At 73.0% G+C, this 20,546-nt stretch carries 18 protein-coding genes; 6 read left to right on the top strand and 12 right to left on the bottom strand.

What is annotated here, in order from left to right; all coding sequences use genetic code 11:
- Window positions 1–65: 65 nt before the first annotated feature.
- The 9 genes from LXM90_RS11260 to pedF all read right to left on the bottom strand — a co-directional run bounded on the left by LXM90_RS11260 (window position 66) and on the right by pedF (window position 8,223).
- Entirely contained in the window at window positions 66–356 is a 291-nt protein-coding gene (locus LXM90_RS11260; protein ID WP_020095067.1) for a hypothetical protein, read from the bottom strand.
- 73 nt (window positions 357–429) lie between these two features.
- Window positions 430–1,356, bottom strand: a complete 927-nt coding sequence (locus LXM90_RS11255) for an HlyD family secretion protein (RefSeq protein WP_234082760.1) — start codon at window positions 1,354–1,356, stop codon at window positions 430–432.
- Window positions 1,353–1,562: a DUF1656 domain-containing protein gene (locus tag LXM90_RS11250; RefSeq protein ID WP_234082759.1), complete on the bottom strand. Its 210-nt coding sequence runs from the start codon at window positions 1,560–1,562 to the stop codon at window positions 1,353–1,355. Before LXM90_RS11250 ends, LXM90_RS11255 begins: the two co-directional genes overlap by 4 nt.
- Window positions 1,559–3,607, bottom strand: a complete 2,049-nt coding sequence (locus tag LXM90_RS11245) for an FUSC family protein (RefSeq protein ID WP_234082758.1) — start codon at window positions 3,605–3,607, stop codon at window positions 1,559–1,561. Before LXM90_RS11245 ends, LXM90_RS11250 begins: the two co-directional genes overlap by 4 nt.
- The gene (locus LXM90_RS31910) at window positions 3,604–3,735 is read right to left on the bottom strand and encodes a hypothetical protein (protein WP_020095063.1); all 132 of its coding nucleotides are present in this window, start codon (window positions 3,733–3,735) and stop codon (window positions 3,604–3,606) included. The genes LXM90_RS11245 and LXM90_RS31910 overlap by 4 nt, the downstream gene beginning before the upstream one ends.
- A gap of 258 nt (window positions 3,736–3,993) precedes the next feature.
- The gene (locus tag LXM90_RS11240) at window positions 3,994–4,653 is read right to left on the bottom strand and encodes a response regulator (RefSeq protein ID WP_020095062.1); all 660 of its coding nucleotides are present in this window, start codon (window positions 4,651–4,653) and stop codon (window positions 3,994–3,996) included.
- A gap of 174 nt (window positions 4,654–4,827) precedes the next feature.
- Window positions 4,828–6,597: a PQQ-dependent methanol/ethanol family dehydrogenase gene (locus LXM90_RS11235; protein ID WP_326491900.1), complete on the bottom strand. Its 1,770-nt coding sequence runs from the start codon at window positions 6,595–6,597 to the stop codon at window positions 4,828–4,830.
- A 347-nt stretch (window positions 6,598–6,944) separates the two neighbouring features.
- Window positions 6,945–7,805, bottom strand: a complete 861-nt coding sequence (locus LXM90_RS11230; RefSeq protein WP_419149858.1) for a substrate-binding periplasmic protein — start codon at window positions 7,803–7,805, stop codon at window positions 6,945–6,947.
- A complete protein-coding gene (pedF, locus tag LXM90_RS11225) occupies window positions 7,795–8,223 on the bottom strand; it encodes a cytochrome c-550 PedF (protein ID WP_234082757.1) in 429 nt (142 codons plus the stop codon). Before pedF ends, LXM90_RS11230 begins: the two co-directional genes overlap by 11 nt.
- Before the next feature lie 217 nt (window positions 8,224–8,440).
- Between pedF and LXM90_RS11220 the strand changes: the two genes are divergently transcribed.
- The 5 genes from LXM90_RS11220 (at window position 8,441) to LXM90_RS11200 (ending at window position 15,363) form a co-directional block, all read left to right on the top strand.
- Window positions 8,441–9,694, top strand: a complete 1,254-nt coding sequence (locus tag LXM90_RS11220; protein ID WP_020095058.1) for an ABC transporter substrate-binding protein — start codon at window positions 8,441–8,443, stop codon at window positions 9,692–9,694.
- Window positions 9,691–10,698, top strand: a complete 1,008-nt coding sequence (locus LXM90_RS11215; protein WP_020095057.1) for a YVTN family beta-propeller repeat protein — start codon at window positions 9,691–9,693, stop codon at window positions 10,696–10,698. Before LXM90_RS11220 ends, LXM90_RS11215 begins: the two co-directional genes overlap by 4 nt.
- A gap of 317 nt (window positions 10,699–11,015) precedes the next feature.
- Complete coding sequence (locus tag LXM90_RS11210) at window positions 11,016–13,115, top strand: 4Fe-4S binding protein (RefSeq protein WP_026605227.1); 2,100 nt, start codon at window positions 11,016–11,018, stop codon at window positions 13,113–13,115.
- The gene (locus LXM90_RS11205; RefSeq protein WP_020095055.1) at window positions 13,112–14,089 is read left to right on the top strand and encodes an FAD:protein FMN transferase; all 978 of its coding nucleotides are present in this window, start codon (window positions 13,112–13,114) and stop codon (window positions 14,087–14,089) included. Before LXM90_RS11210 ends, LXM90_RS11205 begins: the two co-directional genes overlap by 4 nt.
- A gap of 143 nt (window positions 14,090–14,232) precedes the next feature.
- Window positions 14,233–15,363: a serine hydrolase domain-containing protein gene (locus LXM90_RS11200; RefSeq protein WP_234082755.1), complete on the top strand. Its 1,131-nt coding sequence runs from the start codon at window positions 14,233–14,235 to the stop codon at window positions 15,361–15,363.
- A 14-nt stretch (window positions 15,364–15,377) separates the two neighbouring features.
- On the opposite strand, the gene LXM90_RS11195 is transcribed toward LXM90_RS11200, so the two are convergent.
- Window positions 15,378–16,265: a LysR family transcriptional regulator gene (locus LXM90_RS11195; RefSeq protein WP_020095053.1), complete on the bottom strand. Its 888-nt coding sequence runs from the start codon at window positions 16,263–16,265 to the stop codon at window positions 15,378–15,380.
- Window positions 16,266–16,358: 93 nt separating this feature from the next.
- On the opposite strand from LXM90_RS11195, the gene LXM90_RS11190 reads away from it, so the two are divergent.
- Complete coding sequence (locus tag LXM90_RS11190; protein ID WP_020095052.1) at window positions 16,359–17,354, top strand: aldo/keto reductase; 996 nt, start codon at window positions 16,359–16,361, stop codon at window positions 17,352–17,354.
- A 4-nt stretch (window positions 17,355–17,358) separates the two neighbouring features.
- Here LXM90_RS11190 and LXM90_RS11185 read toward each other — a convergent pair whose 3' ends face one another.
- Both LXM90_RS11185 and glmS read right to left on the bottom strand, forming a co-directional pair.
- A complete protein-coding gene (locus LXM90_RS11185) occupies window positions 17,359–18,510 on the bottom strand; it encodes a M20 family metallopeptidase (RefSeq protein ID WP_020095051.1) in 1,152 nt (383 codons plus the stop codon).
- 168 nt (window positions 18,511–18,678) lie between these two features.
- Window positions 18,679–20,505, bottom strand: coding sequence for a glutamine--fructose-6-phosphate transaminase (isomerizing) (gene glmS, locus LXM90_RS11180; protein WP_020095050.1), 1,827 nt, complete (start codon window positions 20,503–20,505; stop codon window positions 18,679–18,681).
- Window positions 20,506–20,546 lie beyond the last annotated feature (41 nt).

The raw sequence follows: 20,546 nt of genomic DNA, 5'->3' as shown, positions 1-20,546 counted from the left end.
GTCCGGATCGGGACCTGACGGGTTCTCCCTCCCCCCGCGCAGGTGGGAGGGAGAACCGGCGGGGCCTACTTCCCGCTGGGCGCAGCGCCGCTGCCGGTGGCGCCGTTGCCCGAGCTGCTGCCGGCGGGGGCGCCGGGCGTGCTGACCCGCGGGCCGCCGCTGGTGCCGGGCGCCATGCCGGCGCCGGTAGACCCGGTGCTCTCCATCGAGCCGGTCCCGGTCCCGGTGCCGCCGACCGCGCCGGACTTGTTGACGTTGCCCTGGTTGGCGCCGCCGGTCTGCGGCGCCTGGGCCAGCGCCGCCCCGGACGTGGCGAGTACGAATGACGTGGCGAGGGCGAGGATCGTCTTCGACATGGGGCCTCCTGACAGGTCGTTGGGCTGTGGTGTGAGGCCAACCCGGGCGCGCCCGGATGGTTCGGTCGCGCCTTCAGCGGGCGAGCGCCTCGCGCCACGCCGTCCAGGGCCAGCGCAGGGGTTCCCCGCCGGCCGCCGGCGCGATCGAGACCGTCGCGGTCCGGCCGCTCACCAGCCGCGGATCCGCCGTGCCGCCGTCGAGGCTGATCCGCACCGGGATGCGCTGGGCGAGGCGCACCCACGAGAAGGTCGGGTTCACGTTCGCGAGCAGGTTGGAGGCGTCGCTGCGGCCGGTCTCGCCGATGCCGCCGGCGATGCTGGCGACGTGGCCGCGGAGCGCCCCGTCCTCGCCCATGAGCTCGACGGTCACGGGCGCGCCGACGCGGATCCGCGTCAGCTTCGTCTCCTCGAAGTAGCCCTCGACCCGGACGGTGTCGCTGTCGATCAGCGCCATCACGCCACGTCCGGTGGTGACGTAGGCGCCCGGCCGCAGCTCCATGTTGGTGATCCGGCCGTTGACCGGGGCGCGCACCGCCGAGCGTTCCAGGTTGAGCTTGGCGAGGTCGCGATCCGCCAAGCCCTGCTCGTAGGCGGCCCGCGCCGACAGGTCGGCCGCCTTGGCGGCCTCGACCCGCTGCTGCGACACCGCCGCGTCGGAGAGCCTGCTGTAGCGGGCGTAGTCGGCCGCCTCCTGCTCGGCGGTCGCCTTGCGGCCCTCCACCATCGCCTCCGCCTGCCGCAGCCCCAGGCGGAACCGGTCCGGATCGATCCGGAACAGGACGTCGCCCTTCCGCACGACCTGATTGTCCTCCACCAGCACCTCGGTGACGAGGCCGGAGACGTCGGGGGCCACCGCCACCACGTCGGCGCGCACGCGCCCGTCCCGGGTCCAGGGGGCGTCCATGTAGTAGTCCCACAGGCCGAGGCCGACGATCAGCGCCGCGGCGACCATGCCGAGGGTGACTAGGAGGCGGCCGAGGGCGGAGAACAGGGCGGTCATGGCAGGGTCCGGTGGGCGAGGGTCACCACGCCGCCGAGCAGGACGACGTAGAGGGCGAGGTCGAAGAGCGGCCGGTGCCAGACGAGGCGGTAGAGGCCGGTCGCCGCGAGCAGGCTGCGCAGCGGCAGGCCGAGGGCGAAGGCCAGCGCCATCCAGAGGGCGAGGCCCGGCACGAACACGCCGCAGAGGTCGATCTCGCCCATCATGCCGCCATCTCCCGGTGGTCCAGGGCGGGCGCCGCCCGGTAGGCCGCCGCGTCGGCGAAGAGCCCGCGGCGCAGGCCGGTGAGGCCGATCAGGGCGGCGCGCCGCTCCGGCGACGGGGCCGCGCCCGCGACGGCGTCGAGCGCCTCGTCCAGCGCCGCGAGCAGCGCCGCGTCCGGCCGGTCGGTCCGGCCGCGCAGCTGGCGCGCCGCCAGCGCGAGGACCCGGTCGACGGTGTTGCGGGCCGGGCCCGTCAGCCGCCGGCGCACCCGGCGAACCTCCACGAGGTTGATGCCCACCCGGACATCGGCCAGCAGGTCGCCCACGGAGGCGGACGTGTCCGCGGGCAGGCTCGCCAGCCGCGGCGCGATCAGGCCGACGCGGTCGAGCATGAGGGCCGCGAGTTCGAGCCCGTGGCCGGTGCCGCGCCCGTCCGCGGCGGCCGCGAGGCTGCGCCGGTTGATCCCGATCAGCCGCCGCGCGCTCCAGCCGGCGCCGACCGAGCGGATCACCCGGGTCACCGCGGCGGCGATCCACATGCCCACCACCGAGGCGATCACCCCGTTGGCGAAGGGCGCGAAGTCCCCGCTGTAACCGTTCTGGAGGGCCAGCAGGGTCGCGCCGTTCAGCGCCGCGCCCATGCCCATCGGGGCGGTGCGCGGCTGCGTCATCATCAGGCCGCACAGGATCAGGGCCGGTGCGAGCGCGAGCGCCAGCATCTCGAAGGAGGTGGCGAGCGGCAGCACGGCGAACAGGTAGAGGCCCGCGCCGAGGGCGCCGACGATCGCCGAGTTGGCGAAGCTCAGGATCTGCGGCGCGGGATCGTCCTGCGCGGCGAACAGGCAGCAGGCGACCGCGCCCATCATCGGCGCCGCGGAGCCGTCCGGCCAGCCGGTGGCGATCCAGATGGTGCAACAGGCGAGCAGGCCCGCGAACACCCCGAAGGCCGAGAACGCGGCCAGCCCGTGGTCCCGGTGGCGGATCGACCGGACGCGGGCCGTGTAGGCGAAGGCGAGCGGCGCGCGGGGCGCGGTGCCGACCGCGAGGTGGCCGCGCAGTACCCGCAGATCCTGGCGCAGGTCGATGACGTCGCGCAGGCGCGCCGCGAGGCTCGCGAGGAGGAGCGTGTTCCAGTCCGGCGCTCGGCCGAGGGCGGGCTCGAACCCGTCGATCCGGTCGCGCAGCCGCGCGGCGCGATCCGGATCGTCGACCTCGTCGGCGAGCCAGGCGATGAGGTCCGACAGGAAGGCCCGGACCCGCGCCGGAACAGCGCCGGCTTGCTCGAGGGCGGCGACGCGGTCCGCCACGGCGGCGACGATCGGCAGGACCATCAGCATGTGCTGACGGAGGGGCGCGAAGGCCTCGGCGGCGCGCTCCGCGCCCGTCGCCTCGTTGCGCAGGGCGAGGCCGAGGGCGTCGAGGCCGATCGCGTCCGAGGCGAGGCGCAGGCGCCGGCCCTGGCTCGGCCCAACGGCCTCCGGCGCGCGGGCGGCCGCGAGGGCGCTCCGGATCCAGGCCCGGGCCTCCGCCGACCAGTCGTTCAGCCGTCCGACGATGAGCGGGGCCGCCGATTGCGGCAGGATCAGCGTGGCGGCGAGGCTGGCGCAGACGATGCCGAGGGAGATCTCCTCGGCCCGCGCCACCGCCGTGTCGAAGATCGCCCCGGGATCGTCGACGGCGGGGAAACCGATCAGCGCCGCCGTGTAGCCGGCGAGCATCGGCAGGTAGCTCGCGGGGGTTCGGTCGAGGAGGGAGACGTAGAGGCAGAGCGCGACCCACAGCGCCACCGCGAGGCTCAGCAGGATCGGCGCGTTCACGAGGTTCGGCACCAGCACGACGCTGACCGCCGCGCCGAGCACGGTGCCGCAGACCCGGTACGCGGCCTTCGCGCGCGTCGCGCCGGAGAGGACCTGGCTGGTGATGTAGACGGTGCCGAGGGCCCAGTAGGGCCGCGGCAGGTCGATCCAGAGCGCGAGGTACAGGGCGAGCATCGCCGCCGCGTAGGTCTTCAGCGCGAAGGCCCAGTCGCGCCATGCGGGGAGGGTCACGGCACCGGCTCCGGCTCGGGCGCGGCCCCGACGGTGGCGCGGCGCCGGTGGCGGCCGGTGGTCAGGAGGGCGTGGGTGTCGATCTGCTGATGTCGCCCGCGCGTCGTCGGACCATCGATGCCGGTCACAACCTGATCCACCGTCGCGAGGAGCCGGCGAGGTCACCGGATCAATCGGCTCGCACGCCGATAGATAGCCTCATATCGATCTCGATTGAGGGATGCCGCGAGGGGATCAGGGCTGCGCCAGAAGAATGAGTCGACCCATAACTTGGGTTTGTTCTGCGGCGGGCGCATATAATCCGGTCGCTGCACGGGGCGGGTGCGGACGCGCAGCCGCCGTCGCGGCGATCCCCGAGCCGCAGGCCGGATCCCGCGATCGCGTCGTCAGGCCGAGTGGCTGTTGTGGATCTGGTCGAAGTCGAGGGACGCCGTGTCGATCACGATCTGCGTGCGGCTGATGACCTCGAGCTTGCGCAGGATCTCCGAGACGTGCGCCTTCACGGTCGAGTCGCCGACCTGGAGCTCGTGGGCGATCTGCTTGTTGAGCTTGCCCTGACGGATCATCATCAGGACCCGCAATTGCTGCGGCGTCAGCCGGGCGAGGCGCTCGGCCAGTGGCGCCTTCTTGGACCGGGGCGCGGGCGCACCGGCCTCGGCGAGCCCGGGCGGCAGAAACAGCGCCCCGCTCATCACCTCGGTGATCGCCCGGGTGAGCGTCGCCTTGTCCATGGCCTTGGGGACGAAGCCCGCCGCCCCGTGCTGCAGGGCCTCGCGGACGATGCGCGGATCCTCGTGGCCGGAGACGATCAGGATCGGGATGCGCGGGAAGCTCGCCCGGATGGTGATCAGCCCGTCGAAGCCGGTGACGCCGCGCATGGACAGGTCGAGGAGCGTCAGGTCGATGCCGCGGTTCGCGGCGAGCACCGCGCAGGCCGCCTCGATCCCGTCGGCCTCGTGCAGCACCGCGTCCGGGTGCGCGAGGCGGATCGTGGCCGCCAGGGCGTCGCGGAACAGCGGGTGGTCATCGACGATCAGGAGATGCACGGAGACCTCGGTCCTTCGCTCGAGATCCTCACAGGATCCGCCGAATACGCGGGCGGGAGGTCCGAAGGTGATCGATGCGGCCCCGGGGCGCAAGCGGGTGTTGAGACGACCGCCCGGCCCCGGGACCTGGGCGTGCCGACCCGCGGGGGCCGGCACGCTTCCGATTGAGCGCCTTCAGCGCGACGCCACCGTCTTCGGCAGCTTGAACGCCCAGAAGCTGCCGCCCTGGTTGATGCCGGCCGTCGACTTGGCGACCTCGCCGCCCCAGAGCGGCACCGCGCCGCCCCAGCCGGCCGCGACGCCGACCCACTGCTCGCCGTCCTGCTCCCAGGTGATCGGCGAGGAGACCACGCCGGTCCCGACCTGGAACTTCCAGACCTCCTCGCCGGTCTTGGCGTCGAAGGCCTTCAGGAAGCCCTCCGGCGTGCCGGTGAAGACGAGGTTGCCCGCGGTGGTGAGCACGCCGGCCCAGAGCGGGGCCTTGTTCTTGTACTCCCACACGACCTTGCCGGAGGCCGGGTCGATCGCCTTGAGCGAGCCGATATGGTCGTCGAAGACCGGCTTGATGGTGAAGCCGGCGCCGAGGTAGGCGGCACCCTTCTTGTAGTTCACCGGCTCGTTCCAGATATCCATGCCCCACTCGTTGGAGGGCACGTAGAACAGCTTGGTGTCGGGGCTGTAGCCGATCGGCATCCAGTTCTTGCCGCCGAGGAAGCTCGGCACCGCGAAGACCGACTTGCCAATCTTGTCGTTGCCGGTCGCCTTGCTCGGGTCGCCGGGGCGGTTCTCCTCGTTGTAGATCGGGCGGCCGTTCTCATCGATGCCCTTGGCCCAGTTGATCTTCTCGACGAACGGCGTCGCCGAGATGAACTTCCCGTTGGTCCGGTCGAGGACGTAGAAGAAGCCGTTGCGGTCGGCGGTGGCGCCGGCCTTGATGGTCTTGCCGCCCTTGTTCAGGTCGAACGGCACGAACTCGTTGACGCCGTCGAAGTCCCAGCCGTCGTGCGGGGTGGTCTGGAAGCCCCAGACGATCTCGCCGTTGTCGGGGTTGAGGGCGAGCCGCGAGGAGGTCCACTTGTTGTCGCCCGGCCGCAGCCAGGAGTTCCACGGGCCGGGGTTGCCGGTGCCGAAGTAGATCAGGTTGGTCTCGGGATCGTAGGTGCCGCCGAGCCACGTGGCGCCGCCGCCGAATTTCCACATGTCGCCGGGCCAGCTCTCGTTGACCTTGCCGGTCATGGTCGAGGGCTTGCCGTTGAGCTCGCCCATGTGGCCCTCGATCACGGGCCGCTTCCACACGACCTCGCCGGTCTCGGCGTCGCGGGCCTCGATCCGCCCGATCACGCCGAACTCGCCGCCCGACACGCCGGTGATGATCTTGCCCTTCACGATGATCGGGGCGGCCGTGTAGCTGTAGCCGGCCTTGAAGTCGTCGATCTCCTTCCGCCAGACGACCTTGCCGGTCTTGGTGTTGAGCGCGACGAGCTTGGCGTCGAGCGTGCCGAAGTAGACGTTGTCCTTGTAGAGCGCGGCGCCGCGGTTCACGACGTCGCAGCAGGGCAGGATGCCCTCCGGCAGGCGGGCGTCGTACTCCCACTTCTTCTCGCCGCTGCGGGAATCGATCGCGTACATGCGCGAGTACGAGCCCGTGACGTAGATGATGCCGTCCTTGACCAGCGCCTGGCTCTCCTGGCCGCGCTGCTTCTCGCCGCCGAACGAGAACGACCACGCCGGGACGAGGCCCTTGATGTTGTCGCGGTTGAGCGTCTTCAGCGGGCTGAAGCGCTGGGCCTGCGGGCCGAGGCCGTAGGTGACCACGTCGCCGGGCGTCTTGGCGTCGTTGATGATGTCCTGCTCGGTGACCCCCTGGGCCATGGCCGGCAGGGCGCCGCCCGCCACGAGGGCGGCGACGCCCACCGCGGCGAGGAACCGGGTCCGCATTCTCATGACGTGTCCTCCGTGGTCGGCCCCGGTCCGTGTGGCCGGGGCATCCGGGTTTCGACGCGGGCCGCACGAGTCGCGGGGCGCCCCCTTGGAGGACGAAGCTATCGGGCTTCTCAGGAAAGTCTTATTGGCCATTGGTCCAATAAGGCCACTCTGCGGACCGGCGAATGCAATGTATTCGTCGAGATCGGCGCTCGGATTGGCGCGAATCCGACGGAGGTCTCGTTCGGGAGATCTGATGTTCGCTCTTACCGTCATCGCGAGCGCAGCGAAGCGACCCAGGGCAGCACAGCATCCCACGATGGCGCGCTGTCTGGATCGCTTCGCTGCGCTCGCGATGACGGATGCGCTCAATACCCCTTCGGCGGCGCGTAGGTGACGCCGTAGCTCTCGCAGATCGCCCTGAGCCGACCCTCCGCGTTCAGTGCCGTGATCGCGTCCCCGACCGCGTAGGCGAGGTCGCGGGAATCGGTCCTCACCGCGCCGCCGATCTCCCAGCGCGTTTTCACCAGCCCCGTCGACGGGACCGTGGCGATCGGGTTGTCGTCCTTCGGGACCTTCGCGGCAAACAGGGCCGCCGCGATCGCCGCGCGGCTCCCGGCCAGGATCGGCGCCTCGCCGGCGAGGTAGGCCTTCGCGGCCTCCTCGAAGCTCCTGTAGTGCTTCAGGTTCGGGCGGAAGCGGCCGCCCTGGGCGGTCAGCAGCATCAGGTCGGCGGCGCCCGTGCCCTCCAGCGCGACGCTCCGGTCGCCGATGTCGTCGAGGCTGTCGAAGCCGTCCAGCGCGCCCTTGCGGTACGCGAAGGCGATCTCCTGCTCGAAATACGGCGCCGTGAAGAACACCTGCTCGTTGCGCAGGGCGAGCTGCCGGTCAGTCGGCACGTGCAGCATCAGGTCGGCGAGCGGCGTGCCGGCGAGGTCGCCGCGCCACAGGGTCAGGCGCAGGTCGCCGTCGACGTTCTCGCCGGCGTCGACCACGCGCAGGTCGAGCTTCACCTTGAGCGCGTCGGCGATCGCGCGGGCGAGATCGACGTCGATGCCGCGGGGCCTGCCGGTCTCCTCCGCGGAGAACGGCGCGTTGTCGCCGTAGACCGCCACCCGCAGGGTGCCGTCGGCCACGATCTGGTCGAGGGGGCGCGCCGCCGCTTCCGGCTGGAACCGGAGGGCCATGAGCAGGCCGCAGGCGAGAAGGAGCCGTGCGCTACTCCTCATGCTTCGACTCGATGTAGCTCCGGATCGCCCACAGGCCCTCCTGCGAGATCACACCCTCGAAGGCCGGCATCTTGGTCACGCCGTTGATGACGGCGCCGTGCTTCATGCGCTCGACGAAGTACTCGTCGCCCTCCTTGCCCTGCGGCAGGTAGCGCAGGTCCGGGGCGAGTCCGCCGGAGATCATCTCCAGGCCGTGGCAGCGGGCGCAGTTCTGGTTGAAGCCCGAGGCGCCGATCGCGATGGCGTGCTTGTCGTCCTTGTAGGGGTTCTCGGCGACCCACTCGGCGCCCAGCGGCTTGAGGCCGTCGGTGTTGACCGGCTGGGGCTGGACATCGCCGTGCCCGAGGGCGCCGCCGGCGGCCAGGGCCAGTCCCAGCGCCGCGAGCACGCCGCCCGCCGCCGTCTTCATCGTGCGCATCCGCCCCTCCCGTCGTCGTTGCACAACGGTTAGCAAGTACCGGGCGGCGGACCCATTATGCTTTGGTACGGATCGGCCAGATTAGCGCCATCGACGACTTGTGTTGCGCTGCACCAAACCCGGTTTGTGCACCTTGGTCTAATATCGGAGGGCGCAACTCCGCTCCTAGACTCCCGGCCAAAGACGAGCGCCGCGGGGCTGGAGGAGACGGGCGGGGATGGTGTCCTCCGGTGCGCGGCGGCCCGGGATGCGCGGCGGGCCATGGGCCGGCCTGCGGCGCGCCGTCGTGCTGGCGGCCGTGGCGGCCATGGCGACCCTGGCGCCGGTCGCGCAGGGGCGGGCCGCGCCCGCGCCGGCAGGCCCGCCCCTGACGATCCGCTACCTGGAGCGGCGGGTCGAGCGGCCGGCGCCGCTGAACAACGAGGACCCGATCCCCGACGACGAGGGCGCCAAGGGCGCGGAACTCGGCCTGCGCGATTCCAACGCCACCGGCCGGTTCCTCGGCCTCGGCTTCGACCTCGGCACCACGATCGTCGAGCCGGCCGCCGACATCCGCCAGGCTTTCCGGGACCTCGCCGACCGGCGCTTCGTGGTGCTCAACGCCCCGGCCGCCGACGTCCTCGCCCTGGCCGACCTGCCGGAGGCGAAGGGCAGCGTGCTCCTTAACATCGGCGCCCCGGACACGCGCCTGCGCGACGCCGATTGCCGCCGGAACCTGCTCCACGTCCTGCCGTCCCGCGCCATGCTGTCCGACGCGCTGGTGCAGTTCCTGGCGTTCAAGCGCTGGTCCCGGATCCTGCTGGTGACCGGGCCGGCGCCAGCTGACGCGCTCTTCGCCGAGGCGCTGCGGCGCAGCGCGAGGAAGTTCGGCGCGCGGATCGTCGCCGAGACGCGCTACGACCCGCAGGGGGGCGACGTCCGCGACACGGCCCTGCGCGAGTTCGCCCTGCCGACCCGCGGGCCCGAGCACGACGTGGTCGCGGTGGCCGACGAGGCCGGCGCGTTCGGCGCGAGCCTCAACTACAACACCGCCTCGCCCCGGCCCCTCGTCGGCACGCAGGGCCTCGCGCCGGCCGCCTGGGGTCGGCCCGTCGAGGCCTGGGCCGCCGTCCAGCTCCAGGGGCGGTTCCGGAAGCTCGCCGGCCGCGCCATGCGGCCCGTCGACTGGGCCGGCTGGATGGCGGTGCACGTCGTCGGCGAGGCGGCCGTGAAGGCGCGCAGCACCGACCCCGCGGCGGTCCGCGCCGCCCTGACGGCGCCCGGCTTCGAGATCGGCGGCTTCAAGGGCCGCCCCCTGAGCTTCCGCGCCTGGGACGGGCAGCTGCGCCAGCCGGTCTTCCTGCTCTGGCCCGGGGCCGTCACCGCGACGGCGCCGATCGAGGGCTTCCTCCACCACCGCACGGAACTCGACACGCTCGGCCTCGACGCGCCCGAGAGTGCCTGCCGCGCCTTCTCGGGGACGTCAGAATGACCCGGCTCGCCGCCCTCGCGCTACTGCTCTGCCTCGCGGGCCCCGCGCGGGCCGAGGAGATCTTCGTCTCGAACGAGCGCGACAACACCGTCTCGGTGATCGACGGCGACAGCCTGGAGGTGCTGCGCACCTTCCCGGTCGGCCGTCGGCCCCGCGGGCTGACCTTCTCGCGCGACGGGCGGTCGCTCTACGTCTGCGCCAGCGACTCCGACGCCGTGCAGGTGATCGACCCGGAGACCGGGCAGGTGCGGCACGACCTGCCCTCGGGCGAGGACCCGGAGCAGTTCGCCCTGGCGCCCGACGGGCGCACCCTGTTCATCGCCAACGAGGAGAACGCCACCACCACGGTGGTGGACGCGCAGACCCGCCGGGTGCTGGCGCAGATCGACGTCGGCATCGAGCCGGAGGGCGTCGCGGTGAGCCCGGACGGGCGCACGGCCGTCACGACCTCCGAGACGACCAACATGGTCCACTGGATCGACACGGCGACACTCGCGGCCGTGGACGCGACGCCGGTCGGGCAGCGGCCGCGCTTCGCCGCCTTCACGGCCGACGGGTCCCGGCTGTGGGCGTCCTCGGAGATCGGCGGCACCGTGTCGGTGATCGACGTCGCCACACGCGCGGTGATCGCGACGATCGAGTTCGCCGTGAAGGGAATCGCGGCCGACCGGATCCAGCCGGTGGGCATCCAGATGGCCAAGGACGGGCGCCACGCCTTCGTGGCGCTGGGGCCGTCCGACCGGGTCGCCGTGGTGGATACCGCGACCTACCGGGTGGAGAGCTACATCCTGGTCGGCCGCCGGGTCTGGCAGCTCGCGCTCAACGCGGCGGGCACGCGGCTCTTCACCACCAACGGCGTCTCCGGCGACGTGACGGTGATCGACGCCGCGACGTTCCGGCCGATCAAGACCGTGAAGGTCGGCCGCTTCCCCTGGGGCGCGGCGGCGCGGCCGATGCCTTCGGCGCAGGCGACGGACGGGCGCGCCGCCGGTGCGGTGCCGTGACTCGTCCGCAGTCCGGAGCGCGGGTCCCCTGTCCCGTTCGGGAGAGGGACAGGGTGAGGGACGTGCGGCATCCGGGACAGGCTCTCCCGGCCCGCACGTCGACAGCGTGCTCCATCCTCGACGTCCCGATCCCTCACCCTGTCCCTCTCCCGAACGGGACAGGGGCCCGGTCGCGCACTGCCGCCGGCGTCCGTGCTCGGTCCGGATGGGTGACCGACGCGGCCAGGGGCGGAGGGAGGGATAAGGCGCGGCCGCTGCGGAGCGCACCGTCTCCCAGGCCGCCCGCGCCGCGCACCGCCCTGGCCCGGGGCGCGGGCCTGCTCCTGCGCGCCGCGCTGCTCCTTCTCGCCCTGCTCCTGTCGACCCTTCCGGCCCGGGCCGGCCAGCTCGATCGCGCGGGCGTCGAACGCCACTTCCCGCCCCCGCTGGTGGTCGGCGAGAAGGACGACAGGCTCCCGGTCTGGCCGATCCTGAAGCAGCAGGCCGGGTCCTACGAGGTCTTCGCCTACGCGTTCGAATCCGTCGACCTCGCGCCGATCCCTGGCTTCGGGGGCACGCCCCCCGACCTGCTGATCGCGCTCGCCCCCGACGGGACCTTCCGGGACGTGACGGTGCTCTCGCACCACGAGCCGGTCTTCCTCGAGGGGCTCGGCCCGGAGCCGCTCCTCGCCTTCGTCGAGCAGTATGCCGGCCTGTCGGCCCGGCAGGCGATCCGGGTCGGGCGGCCCAACGCGCGGGCCGCCGGCGCCGCGCCGCAGACCACCGTCGACGGCATCTCCATGGCCACCGCCTCGACCCGGGTGATCAACCAGTCCATCCTGGCCTCGGCGCTGGCGGTCGCCCGCGCGAAGCTCGGCTTCGGGGCGGCCAATGTCGGCCTGAAGGTCGAGGCGAAGCTCGACCTCTACGAGCCCCTGACCCTGGCCGACCTCCTCGCCCGGGGCTGGGTCCGGCGGTTAACGGTCACGAACGCGGACGCCGCCGCGGCCTTCCGGGGCACCGGCGTGGCCGATCCGTCCGAGGGTCCGGCCGACGCCGTGCTGACCGACCTCTACGTCGCCGCCCTGGACCCGCCCTCGATCGGCCGCAACCTGCTGGGGCCGGCGCGCTACGACGCGCTCATGCGCGAGCTCGGTCCCGGCAACCACGCCGTGATGGTCGTCAGCGCCGGGCCGGAGGACGCGCCCGAGAACCCGGTCGGCGACCGGTTCGTGCTGGGCGCCGTCCCCGACCGGCTGGCGATCGGCCAGGCCGGCCTGATCGTGAACGCGCGCGACATGGCGGTGGAGCGCCGCGACGCCGGCCTCGCCGAGGGGCTGCCGCCCGGCCCCTGGACGATCCTGCGGATCGACCAGGCCGCCGGCTTCGACCCGTCCGCGCCCTGGGTGCTGACCGAGACGATCGTCCGCGAGCGCGGGCAGATCCTGTCGGAGAAGATCGCCCGGACCTTCACGGTCGAGACCGTCCTGCCCGCCGACCTGTTCACGCGGGTCCGGCCCGATGACGGGCCGAGCTGGACCGACTCCTGGCGGGCCCGGGCGCCCGAACTCGCGCTGATCGGGCTGATGCTCGCGGTGCTGGTGCCGCTCCTGAGCCGCCATCGCGGGCTGGTGGCGGACCAGCGCCGCTTCCCCCTCTTCCGCCTCGGCTTCCTGGCGCTGACCCTCGGCTTCGTCGGCTGGTACGCGCAGGCGCAACTCTCGATCGTGACCCTCGTCGGCCTCGTGCGGGCCGCCACCGTGACCCACGACCTCGCCTTCCTGCTCTACGACCCGCCCTCGCTGGTGCTCTGGGCCTTCGCGCTGGCCGCCCTGGTGGCCTGGGGGCGCGGCACGTTCTGCGGCTGGCTCTGCCCCTTCGGCGCGCTGCAGGAACTCGTCGCGCTGCTCGCCCGGCCGCTGCGCATCCGCCCGGTCGCGGTGCCGCCCGGCCTCGACCGGTCGCTGCGGTCGCTGAAATACGTCGTGCTCGCCGGCATCCTCGGTGCCGCCGCCGCGGGGTCGCCCCTCGCCGACACCCTGTCCGAGGTCGAGCCGTTCAAGACCGCCATCACCCTGTACTTCGTCCGGGCGTGGCCGTTCGTTGCCTACGCGGCCGGGCTGCTGGTGCTCAACCTGCTCGTCTACAAGGGCTTCTGCCGCTACCTGTGCCCGCTCGGCGCCGCCCTCGCCCTCCTCGGGCGGGTCCGCGTCCTCGACTGGATCCCGCGCCGGGCGGAGTGCGGCTCGCCGTGCCAGCTCTGCAAGGTCCGCTGCCGCTACGGCGCCATCGCGCCCTCCGGCCGGGTCGACTACGCCGAGTGCTTCCAGTGCATGGAGTGCGTGACGATCATCCACGATCCCGGGCAGTGCGTGCCGCAGGTCGTGGCGCGCAAGCGGGGCCGCCGCGCCGCGCACCGGCCGGTGACCGTCGGATGAGCGCGCCGCCGCCCTTCGCGCCGGCCCGGCGCCGGCTCCTCGTCGGGGCCGCGGGGCTGGCCGCGCTCGGCGGCGTCGCGGCGTTCCGCGCCGCCGCGGCGTCGCGCGGGCTGGCGCTGCGCACCCGCGCCGGCCTCGCCTTCGGCACCACCGTGGCCCTGACCGCCGCCGGGCCCGACCCGTCCGCGGTCGAGGCTGCGCTCGACGACGGGTTCGCGGCGATGCGCGCCGTGGAGGCGGCCGCCAGCCTGTTCCGGGCCGACAGCGCCCTGGCCCGCCTCAACCGGGACGGGTCCCTCGAGGCGCCCGACCCGCACCTGCTCGCCCTGCTGCGCTTCGCCCTCGCCCTCGCGGCCGAGACCGGCGGCGCCTTCGACCCGACCGTCCAGCCGCTCTGGCCGGTCTGGGCCGGCGCGGCCGCCCGCGGCGAGCGCCCCGGGGCGGAGGCCCTGCGGGGGGCCCTGTCGCGGGTCGGCTGGCGGCGCGTGCGGGTCGCGACGGACCGGATCGTCCTGGAGCCCGGGACGGCCCTGACGCTGAACGCCTTGATACAGGGCTACGCGGCCGACCAGGTCATGGCGGCTTTCCGGGCGCGCGGCATCGACGACGCCTTCGTGGATACCGGCGAGTTCGGCGCCGCCGGCGCGCATCCGGACGGCGCGCCCTGGCGCCTCGGGCTGGCCGATCCCCGCCATCCCGGCGACATCGCCGCCGTCATCGCCCCGTTCACCGGCTTCGCCGCGACCTCGGGCGACTACAACATGAGCTTCTCGCACGACCGCACCGACCACCACATCTTCGACCCGGCCACCGGCCGGTCGCCGCGCGGCCTGTCGTCGGTGACGGTCACTGCGCCGACGGGGCTCGTCGCCGACGGGCTGTCGACCGCCTGCATGGTCCTGGGCCGCGCGCGCGGCGCGGACCTCGTCGCGGCCCGTCCGGGCTGCGCCGTGCGCTTCACCGGGAAGGGCTGACACATCCGGCCCCGTCGTGCGGGGCGAGCCCCGAACCGCGGCGCGCGCCCTGCCCTCCCGGGGCCGATGGCTCTACGGAGGGTCCGATCTGCGGCGCAGGCCCTGCATGCGCCCGGACCGGAGAGGACCGTCAGGAGACGCGCGTGACCGAAGCGACCGGGCCGTACTGGCCGACGGATGACTGGGCGGAGCAGGACCCGGGTGCGGCGGGGCTCGATGCCGGGCGGCTCGCGGACGCGGTGGCGTTCGCGCAGGCCCACGAGAGCGCGTGGCCGCGCAGCCTGTACTATCCCGACGGGCGCTACGTCGGGATCGTCGAGTGGAACGAGACGGGGCCCTGGAGCGCCGTCGACGGGCCGGTGCGCCCGCGCGGCGGCCCGGCGGGCGTGATCCTGAAGGCCGGCCGGCGCGTCGCCGCCTGGGGCGACACGGCCCGCCCGGACATGACCTTCTCGATCGCCAAGAGCTACCTCGCGGTGCTGGCCGGCCTCGCCCACGACGACGGCCTGATCCCCGACGTCGACGCGCCGGTGCGCGACAGCGTACCCGACCCGCTCCTCGACGGCCCGCACAACGGCGCGATCACGTGGAGCCACCTCCTGCAGCAGTCGAGCGAGTGGCAGGGAACGCTGTTCGGCAAGTCCGATCAGGTCGATCATTTCCGGCAGATCGGCCCGGGCGCCGACAACAGCCGCAAGGGCGAGGCGCGGGCGCTGCGGTGCCCCGGCACCTACTACGAGTACAACGACGTCCGGGTGAACCTGCTGTCGTACTGCCTGATGCGCCGCTTCGGCCGGGCCCTCCCGGACGTGCTCCGCGAGCGGATCATGGATCCGATCGGCGCCTCCCGCGACTGGGCGTGGCACGGCTACGACACGGCCTGGGTCGCGGTCGACGGCGCGCGGGTCCAGTCGGTCCCCGGCGGCGGCCACTGGGGCGGCGGCCTGTTCATCGGGGCCGACGACCACGCCCGCTTCGGTCTCCTCGTCGCCCGCGGCGGCGCCTGGAACGGGCGGCAGCTCCTCTCGGAGCGCTGGATCCGCGCCATGCTGACGCCCTCTCCGACCCTCGACAGCTACGGCTACCTCTGGTGGCTGAACCGCGGCGCGGCCGCCAAGCCGGAACTGCCGGCCTCGGCCTTCAGCGCCCTCGGGGCGGGCAACAACGTGATCTGGTGCGACCCCGAGCACGACCTCGTCGCGGTCCTGCGCTGGATCGACAAGGCGGCCCTCGACGGCTTCCTGCTGCGCCTCGTGGCGGCCCTGCGCCCGTAGGCGGGCCGGCGGCGCTAGCGGCCCCTGACGTGATCGACGAAGCTCCGGAGCAGCGGCCGCATCTGGCGGCGGCTCGGGTAGTAGAGGAAGAAGCCGGGGAAGGGCGGGCACCACGCGTCGAGGACCCGGATCAGACGGCCGGCCGCGATGTCGGCCGCCACCTGCGCCTCGAAGAGGTGGGCGAGACCGGCGCCGCCGCGCGCCGCTTCGGCCACCAGCCCGTCATCGTCGAGGACGAGGGTGCCGGTGACCGGGATCGACTGGGCGATCCCGTCCTTCTCGAGTTCCCAGAGGTAGAGGCCACCGCTCGGGAAGCGGCGCCGGACGCAGACATGCCGGTGCAGGTCCTGCGGGTCCGCGGGCGTCCCGTGGCGGGCGAGATAGTCCGGCGCGGCGACGATCGCGCCGCGCTGCGGCGGCCCGAGCGGCACCGCGATCATGTCCTGGTCCAGGCTCTCGGCGAAGCGGACGCCGGCATCGAACCCCTCGGCGACGATGTCGCGGAAGCCGTCCTGCGCGCGGATCTCGATCTCGACGCCCGGATGCGCGCGGGTGAACGCGACGGCGAGCGGCAGCAGCAGCATCTCGGCGGCCGACCGCGGCACCGAGATCCGCAGCGTCCCGGTGAGCCGCCGCTCCGCGGCGGTCGCCACCTCGACCGCGTCGGCGATCGCCGCGAGGGCGGGCTCGAGACCGTCGAGCAGGCGCTGGCCCGCCTCGGTCGGGGCGACGCTGCGGGTCGTCCGCGCGAGGAGGCGCACGCTGAGGCTCGCCTCCAGGCCGTTGATCGCGTGGCTCACCGCCGAGACCGAGAGCCCGAGATCGCGTGCGGCGCCGCGGAAACTCCGGCGCGCCGCGACCGCGGCGAAGAGCGACAGGGCGGGGAGGTCGGCGCGTCTCACTGTTGAGCCGCATAGAACAGCCTGCGCCGCAGGTCACGGATTATCGCCGCCGTCGGCCCGTGCGAAGTCCGGGCCGCATCACGGGAGGCCCGCATGGATCACCGTCGACTCGGAACCGAACTCACCGTCTCCGCCCTCGGCCTCGGCTGCATGGGCATGAGCTACGCCTATGGCGGCCAGCCCGAGGGTGAGGCCACCGCCACGCTGCGCCGCGCCGTCGACCTCGGCATCAACCTCTTCGACACGGCCGAGATGTACGGCCCCTTCGAGAACGAGAAGCTGGTGGGCAAGGCCCTGGCGCCGGTCCGCGACCGGGTGATCATCGCCACCAAGTTCGGCTTCAAGATCTCCGAGACCGGCCAGGGTCCCGACCGGATCATCGGCGTCGACAGCCGGCCCGAGCACGTCCGGGCGGTCTGCGACGCCTCGCTCCGGCGCCTCGGCGTCGACGTCATCGACCTGTTCTACCAGCACCGGGTGGATCCGGCGGTGCCGATCGAGGACACGGTCGGCGCCATGGCCGATCTCGTGCGGGCCGGCAAGGTACGGGCGCTCGGCCTGTCCGAGGCCGGCGCGGCCACGATCCGGCGGGCCCACGCGGTCCACCCCATCGCCGCCGTGCAGAGCGAGTACTCCCTCTGGAGCCGCGATCCCGAGGCCGAGGTGCTGCCGACCTGCCGTGAACTCGGGATCGGCTTCGTGCCGTACAGCCCCCTGGGGCGCGGACTCCTGACCGGCGCGATCCGCGACCGCGACAGCCTCGCCGCCGACGATTACCGCCGCACGATGCCGCGCTTCGCGGCGGAGAACCTCGCGGCCAACCAGCGGCTGCTCGACACGCTCGCCGCCCTGGCGCGCGACAAGGGCGTCACGCCGGCCCAGCTCGCCATTGCCTGGGTGCTGAACCAGGGCGACTTCATCGTGCCGATTCCGGGCGCCCGCAAGATCCGGAACCTCGAGGAGAACGCGGCGGCGGCCGGTCTCGTCCTGGCCGAGACCGACCTGCGGGCCATCGCGGACGCGATGCCCGCCGAGGCGGTGACCGGCGACCGCTACGGTGCCGCCGGGCTGGCGATGGTCGGTCTCTGAACCGTCAGAGCGCCGCGATGGTCTCGGCCATCGCGCGCGCCCGCGGCACAAGGCTTCCCACCTCCAGGTACTCCTCGGGCGAGTGGGCCTTGCCGCCCACCGGGCCCACGGCGCAGAGCGTGGGGCACCCGACGCTGGCGGTGAAGCCCGAATCGGCGCAGCCGCCTGCGAACTCGCCGGTGACGGGGTTGCCGCCCTCCGCGCTCACCCTTGCGTAGGTGTCGAACAGCGCCCGCGAGGCCTCGTCCTGCACGAGCGGCAGGAACTCGCCCTTGATGGTGAGATGCGCGGTCGTGTCCGGCACCGTCGATCCGGCCACGATCGCGGCGATCCGGTCCATGGCGGCCTCGCGGTCGGGCGGGGTCACGTAGCGCAGGTCGATCTCGCAGGTGACCCGGGGCGCCACGGTGTTCACCGACTGGCCGCCGGAGACCAGGCCGACATTGACCGTGGTGCCGCGGTCGAGGTCGGTCAGCGCGTGGAGCGCGACGGTCTTGTGGGCGAGCTCTAGGATGGCGCTGCGCCCGTCGGCGTAGTTGCCGCCGGAATGGGCCGCCCTGCCGAGCACCTCGAGGTGCATGAACACCCCGCCCTTGCGGCCGGTGACGACGTTGCCGGTCGGCCGCCCCGGCTCGGAATTCAGCACCGCGCGGGCGCCCCGGGCGGTCTCCTCGATGATCGGCCGGCAGGCCGGCGAGCCGATCTCCTCGTCGCTGGTGAACAGGCCGACGAGCGGCACCGGCGCGCCGCCGGCGCGGTGATAGGCGGCCAGCACGAAGGCGTTCATCACGAGGCCCGCCTTCATGTCGGCGACGCCCGGCCCATAGGCGCGGCCGTCGGCGACCCGGAACGGCCGGCGGGCCGGCTCCCCCTTCGGGAAGACGGTGTCGCGGTGGCCCATGAGCACGACCGGCCGGTTGCCGCCGCCCGATCCGGCCACGCTCGCCTTCAGCGCGTCGCCGTAGCCGTCGACCGGGATCGTGGTCACCGGGATGCCGTGGCCGGCGAGGAACTCCGCGATGCGGATGCCGACCGCGTCGACGCCCGGCTTGTCGTAGGAGCCGGAATCGATGTTCACCAATTCCTCGAGGAGCGCCAGCATCGCGCCCTCCTGCCCGTCGAGCCAGCGGAGGACGTCGGTGTCATGGGCGGTCATGGGGGCCTCATACCGGGGTCAGCAGGATTGCGCAGACCGTCTTTGCGAGCGCAGCGAAGCAACCCAGCGTCGCGCAACCTCTGGCAGCATAGCGCAGACTGGATTGCTTCGCTCCGCTCGCAAAGACGGCGCCGCTTCCGAACCGGACGTGGGTGTGATCGGCGACGGCTATTCCACAGTGACCGACTTGGCGAGATTGCGGGGCTGGTCGACGTCTTTCCCCATGAATACCGCCGTGTGGTAGGCGAGCAGCTGGATCGGCACCGCGTACACGATCGGCGCCACCGTCGGGTCGAGCGCCGGCATGGTGAAGGTCGCGAGCGTGTCGAGCCCGTGCTCGGCCGCGCCCTTGGCGTCGCCGATCAGCACGATGCGCCCGCCGCGGGCGGCCACCTCCTGCATGTTCGAGACGGTCTTCTCGAACACCGCGTCGTGCGGCGCGATCACGATCACCGGCACGCTCTCGTCGATCAGCGCGATCGGCCCGTGCTTCAGCTCGCCCGCCGCGTAGCCCTCGGCGTGGATGTAGCTGATCTCCTTGAGCTTCAGCGCGCCTTCCAGCGCCATCGGGTAGCTGGTGCCGCGGCCGAGATAGAGCACGTCCCGCGCCTTCGCGACCTCCCGGGCCAGACCCTCGATCGCCGCCTCGTGGGTGAGCGCCTCGGCCATCAGGCCCGGCGCCTTGATCAGGCCGTCGATCAGCCGCCGCTCGCCCGCCGCGTCGAGGGTGCCGCGCGCGCGGCCCGCCGCGATGGCGAGGCAGAGCAGCACGGTGAGCTGGCACGAGAACGCCTTGGTGGAGGCGACGCCGATCTCCGGCCCGGCCAGCGTCGGCATCACCACGGAGGATTCCCGCGCGATCGTCGAGGTCGGCACGTTGACCACGCTCAGCGTGTGCTGGCCCTTCGACTTCGCGTAGCGCAGGGAGGCCAGCGTGTCGGCGGTCTCGCCCGACTGCGAGATGACCAGCGTCAGCCCGTCCTTCTCCAGCGGCGCCTCGCGGTAGCGGGCCTCGGAGGCGACGTCGATCTCCACCGGCAGGCGCGCCACCTGCTCGAACCAGTACCGGGCGACGAGGCCCGCGTAGTAGGCCGTGCCGCAGGCGGTGATGTAGACGCGGCTGAGCTTGGCGAAGTCGAAGGGCAGCGCCTCGGGCAGCGCCACCCGCCCCTGCGCCATGTCGACGTAGTGGGCGAGCGTGCGGCCCACCACCTCGGGCTGCTCGTGGATCTCCTTGGCCATGAAGTGGCGGTACTCGCCCTTGTCGATCCGGTAGGCCTGCGTGGCGATCGTCTGCCGGGCGCGCTCGACCGTGGCGCCCGACGCGTCGCGGATCTCGGCGCCGCCGCGGGACAGGATCGCCCAGTCGCCCTCGTCGAGATACGTGATCGCGTCGGTGAACGGGGCGAGCGCCAGGGCGTCGGAGCCCAGGTAGGTCTCGCCCTCGCCGAAGCCGATGGCCAGCGGCGCGCCGTGGCGGGCCCCGATCAGCAGGTTCTCCTCGCCGGAGAAGAGGAAGCCCAGCGCGAAGGCGCCGCGCAGCCGCGGCAGGGCGGCGGCCACGGCCTCCACCGGCCCCATCTGCCGGTCCATGTTGCGGCTGACGAGCTGGGCGACGACCTCGGTGTCGGTCTCGGTCTCGAAGACGACGCCGTCGGCCTCCAGCTCCTGCTTGAGCTCGCGGAAGTTCTCGATGATGCCGTTGTGCACGACGGCCAAGCGCTTGGTGGCGTGCGGGTGGGCGTTGGTCTCGTTAGGCCGGCCGTGGGTGGCCCAGCGGGTGTGGCCGATGCCAATCGTGCCGGTGAGCGGCTCCTGGGCGAGCCTGGCTTCCAGGTTGACCAGCTTGCCCGAGGCCCGGCGCCGCGCCAGCCGGCCGTGCTCCAGGGTGGCGATGCCGGCGGAATCGTAGCCGCGGTACTCGAGCCGCCGCAGGGCCTCGATCACCTGCCCCGCCACCGCGTCGCGCCCGACGATGCCGACGATGCCGCACATAGGAGTGTCTCTCGCTGTCGCGCCCGGATGGCCACGCGCAG

Origin of the sequence: Methylobacterium oryzae (assembly GCF_021398735.1) — a bacterium.
Classification (GTDB): domain Bacteria; phylum Pseudomonadota; class Alphaproteobacteria; order Rhizobiales; family Beijerinckiaceae; genus Methylobacterium.
This window is presented reverse-complemented; position numbering and strand designations above follow the sequence as displayed.

Excerpts from the sequence above, each read along its gene's own strand:
- LXM90_RS11250 (WP_234082759.1), bottom strand. The coding sequence starts at position 1,562 with ATGATGGGCGAGATCGACCTCTGCGGCGTGTTCGTGCCGGGCCTCGCC.
- LXM90_RS11205 (WP_020095055.1), top strand. The coding sequence starts at position 13,112 with ATGAGCGCGCCGCCGCCCTTCGCGCCGGCCCGGCGCCGGCTCCTCGTC.
- LXM90_RS11190 (WP_020095052.1), top strand. The coding sequence starts at position 16,359 with ATGGATCACCGTCGACTCGGAACCGAACTCACCGTCTCCGCCCTCGGC.
- LXM90_RS11260 (WP_020095067.1), bottom strand. The coding sequence starts at position 356 with ATGTCGAAGACGATCCTCGCCCTCGCCACGTCATTCGTACTCGCCACG.
- LXM90_RS11215 (WP_020095057.1), top strand. The coding sequence starts at position 9,691 with ATGACCCGGCTCGCCGCCCTCGCGCTACTGCTCTGCCTCGCGGGCCCC.
- LXM90_RS11220 (WP_020095058.1), top strand. The coding sequence starts at position 8,441 with ATGGTGTCCTCCGGTGCGCGGCGGCCCGGGATGCGCGGCGGGCCATGG.
- pedF (WP_234082757.1), bottom strand. The coding sequence starts at position 8,223 with ATGCGCACGATGAAGACGGCGGCGGGCGGCGTGCTCGCGGCGCTGGGA.
- glmS (WP_020095050.1), bottom strand. The coding sequence starts at position 20,505 with ATGTGCGGCATCGTCGGCATCGTCGGGCGCGACGCGGTGGCGGGGCAG.
- LXM90_RS11230 (WP_419149858.1), bottom strand. The coding sequence starts at position 7,805 with ATGAGGAGTAGCGCACGGCTCCTTCTCGCCTGCGGCCTGCTCATGGCC.
- LXM90_RS11235 (WP_326491900.1), bottom strand. The coding sequence starts at position 6,597 with ATGAGAATGCGGACCCGGTTCCTCGCCGCGGTGGGCGTCGCCGCCCTC.
- LXM90_RS11185 (WP_020095051.1), bottom strand. The coding sequence starts at position 18,510 with ATGACCGCCCATGACACCGACGTCCTCCGCTGGCTCGACGGGCAGGAG.
- LXM90_RS11255 (WP_234082760.1), bottom strand. The coding sequence starts at position 1,356 with ATGACCGCCCTGTTCTCCGCCCTCGGCCGCCTCCTAGTCACCCTCGGC.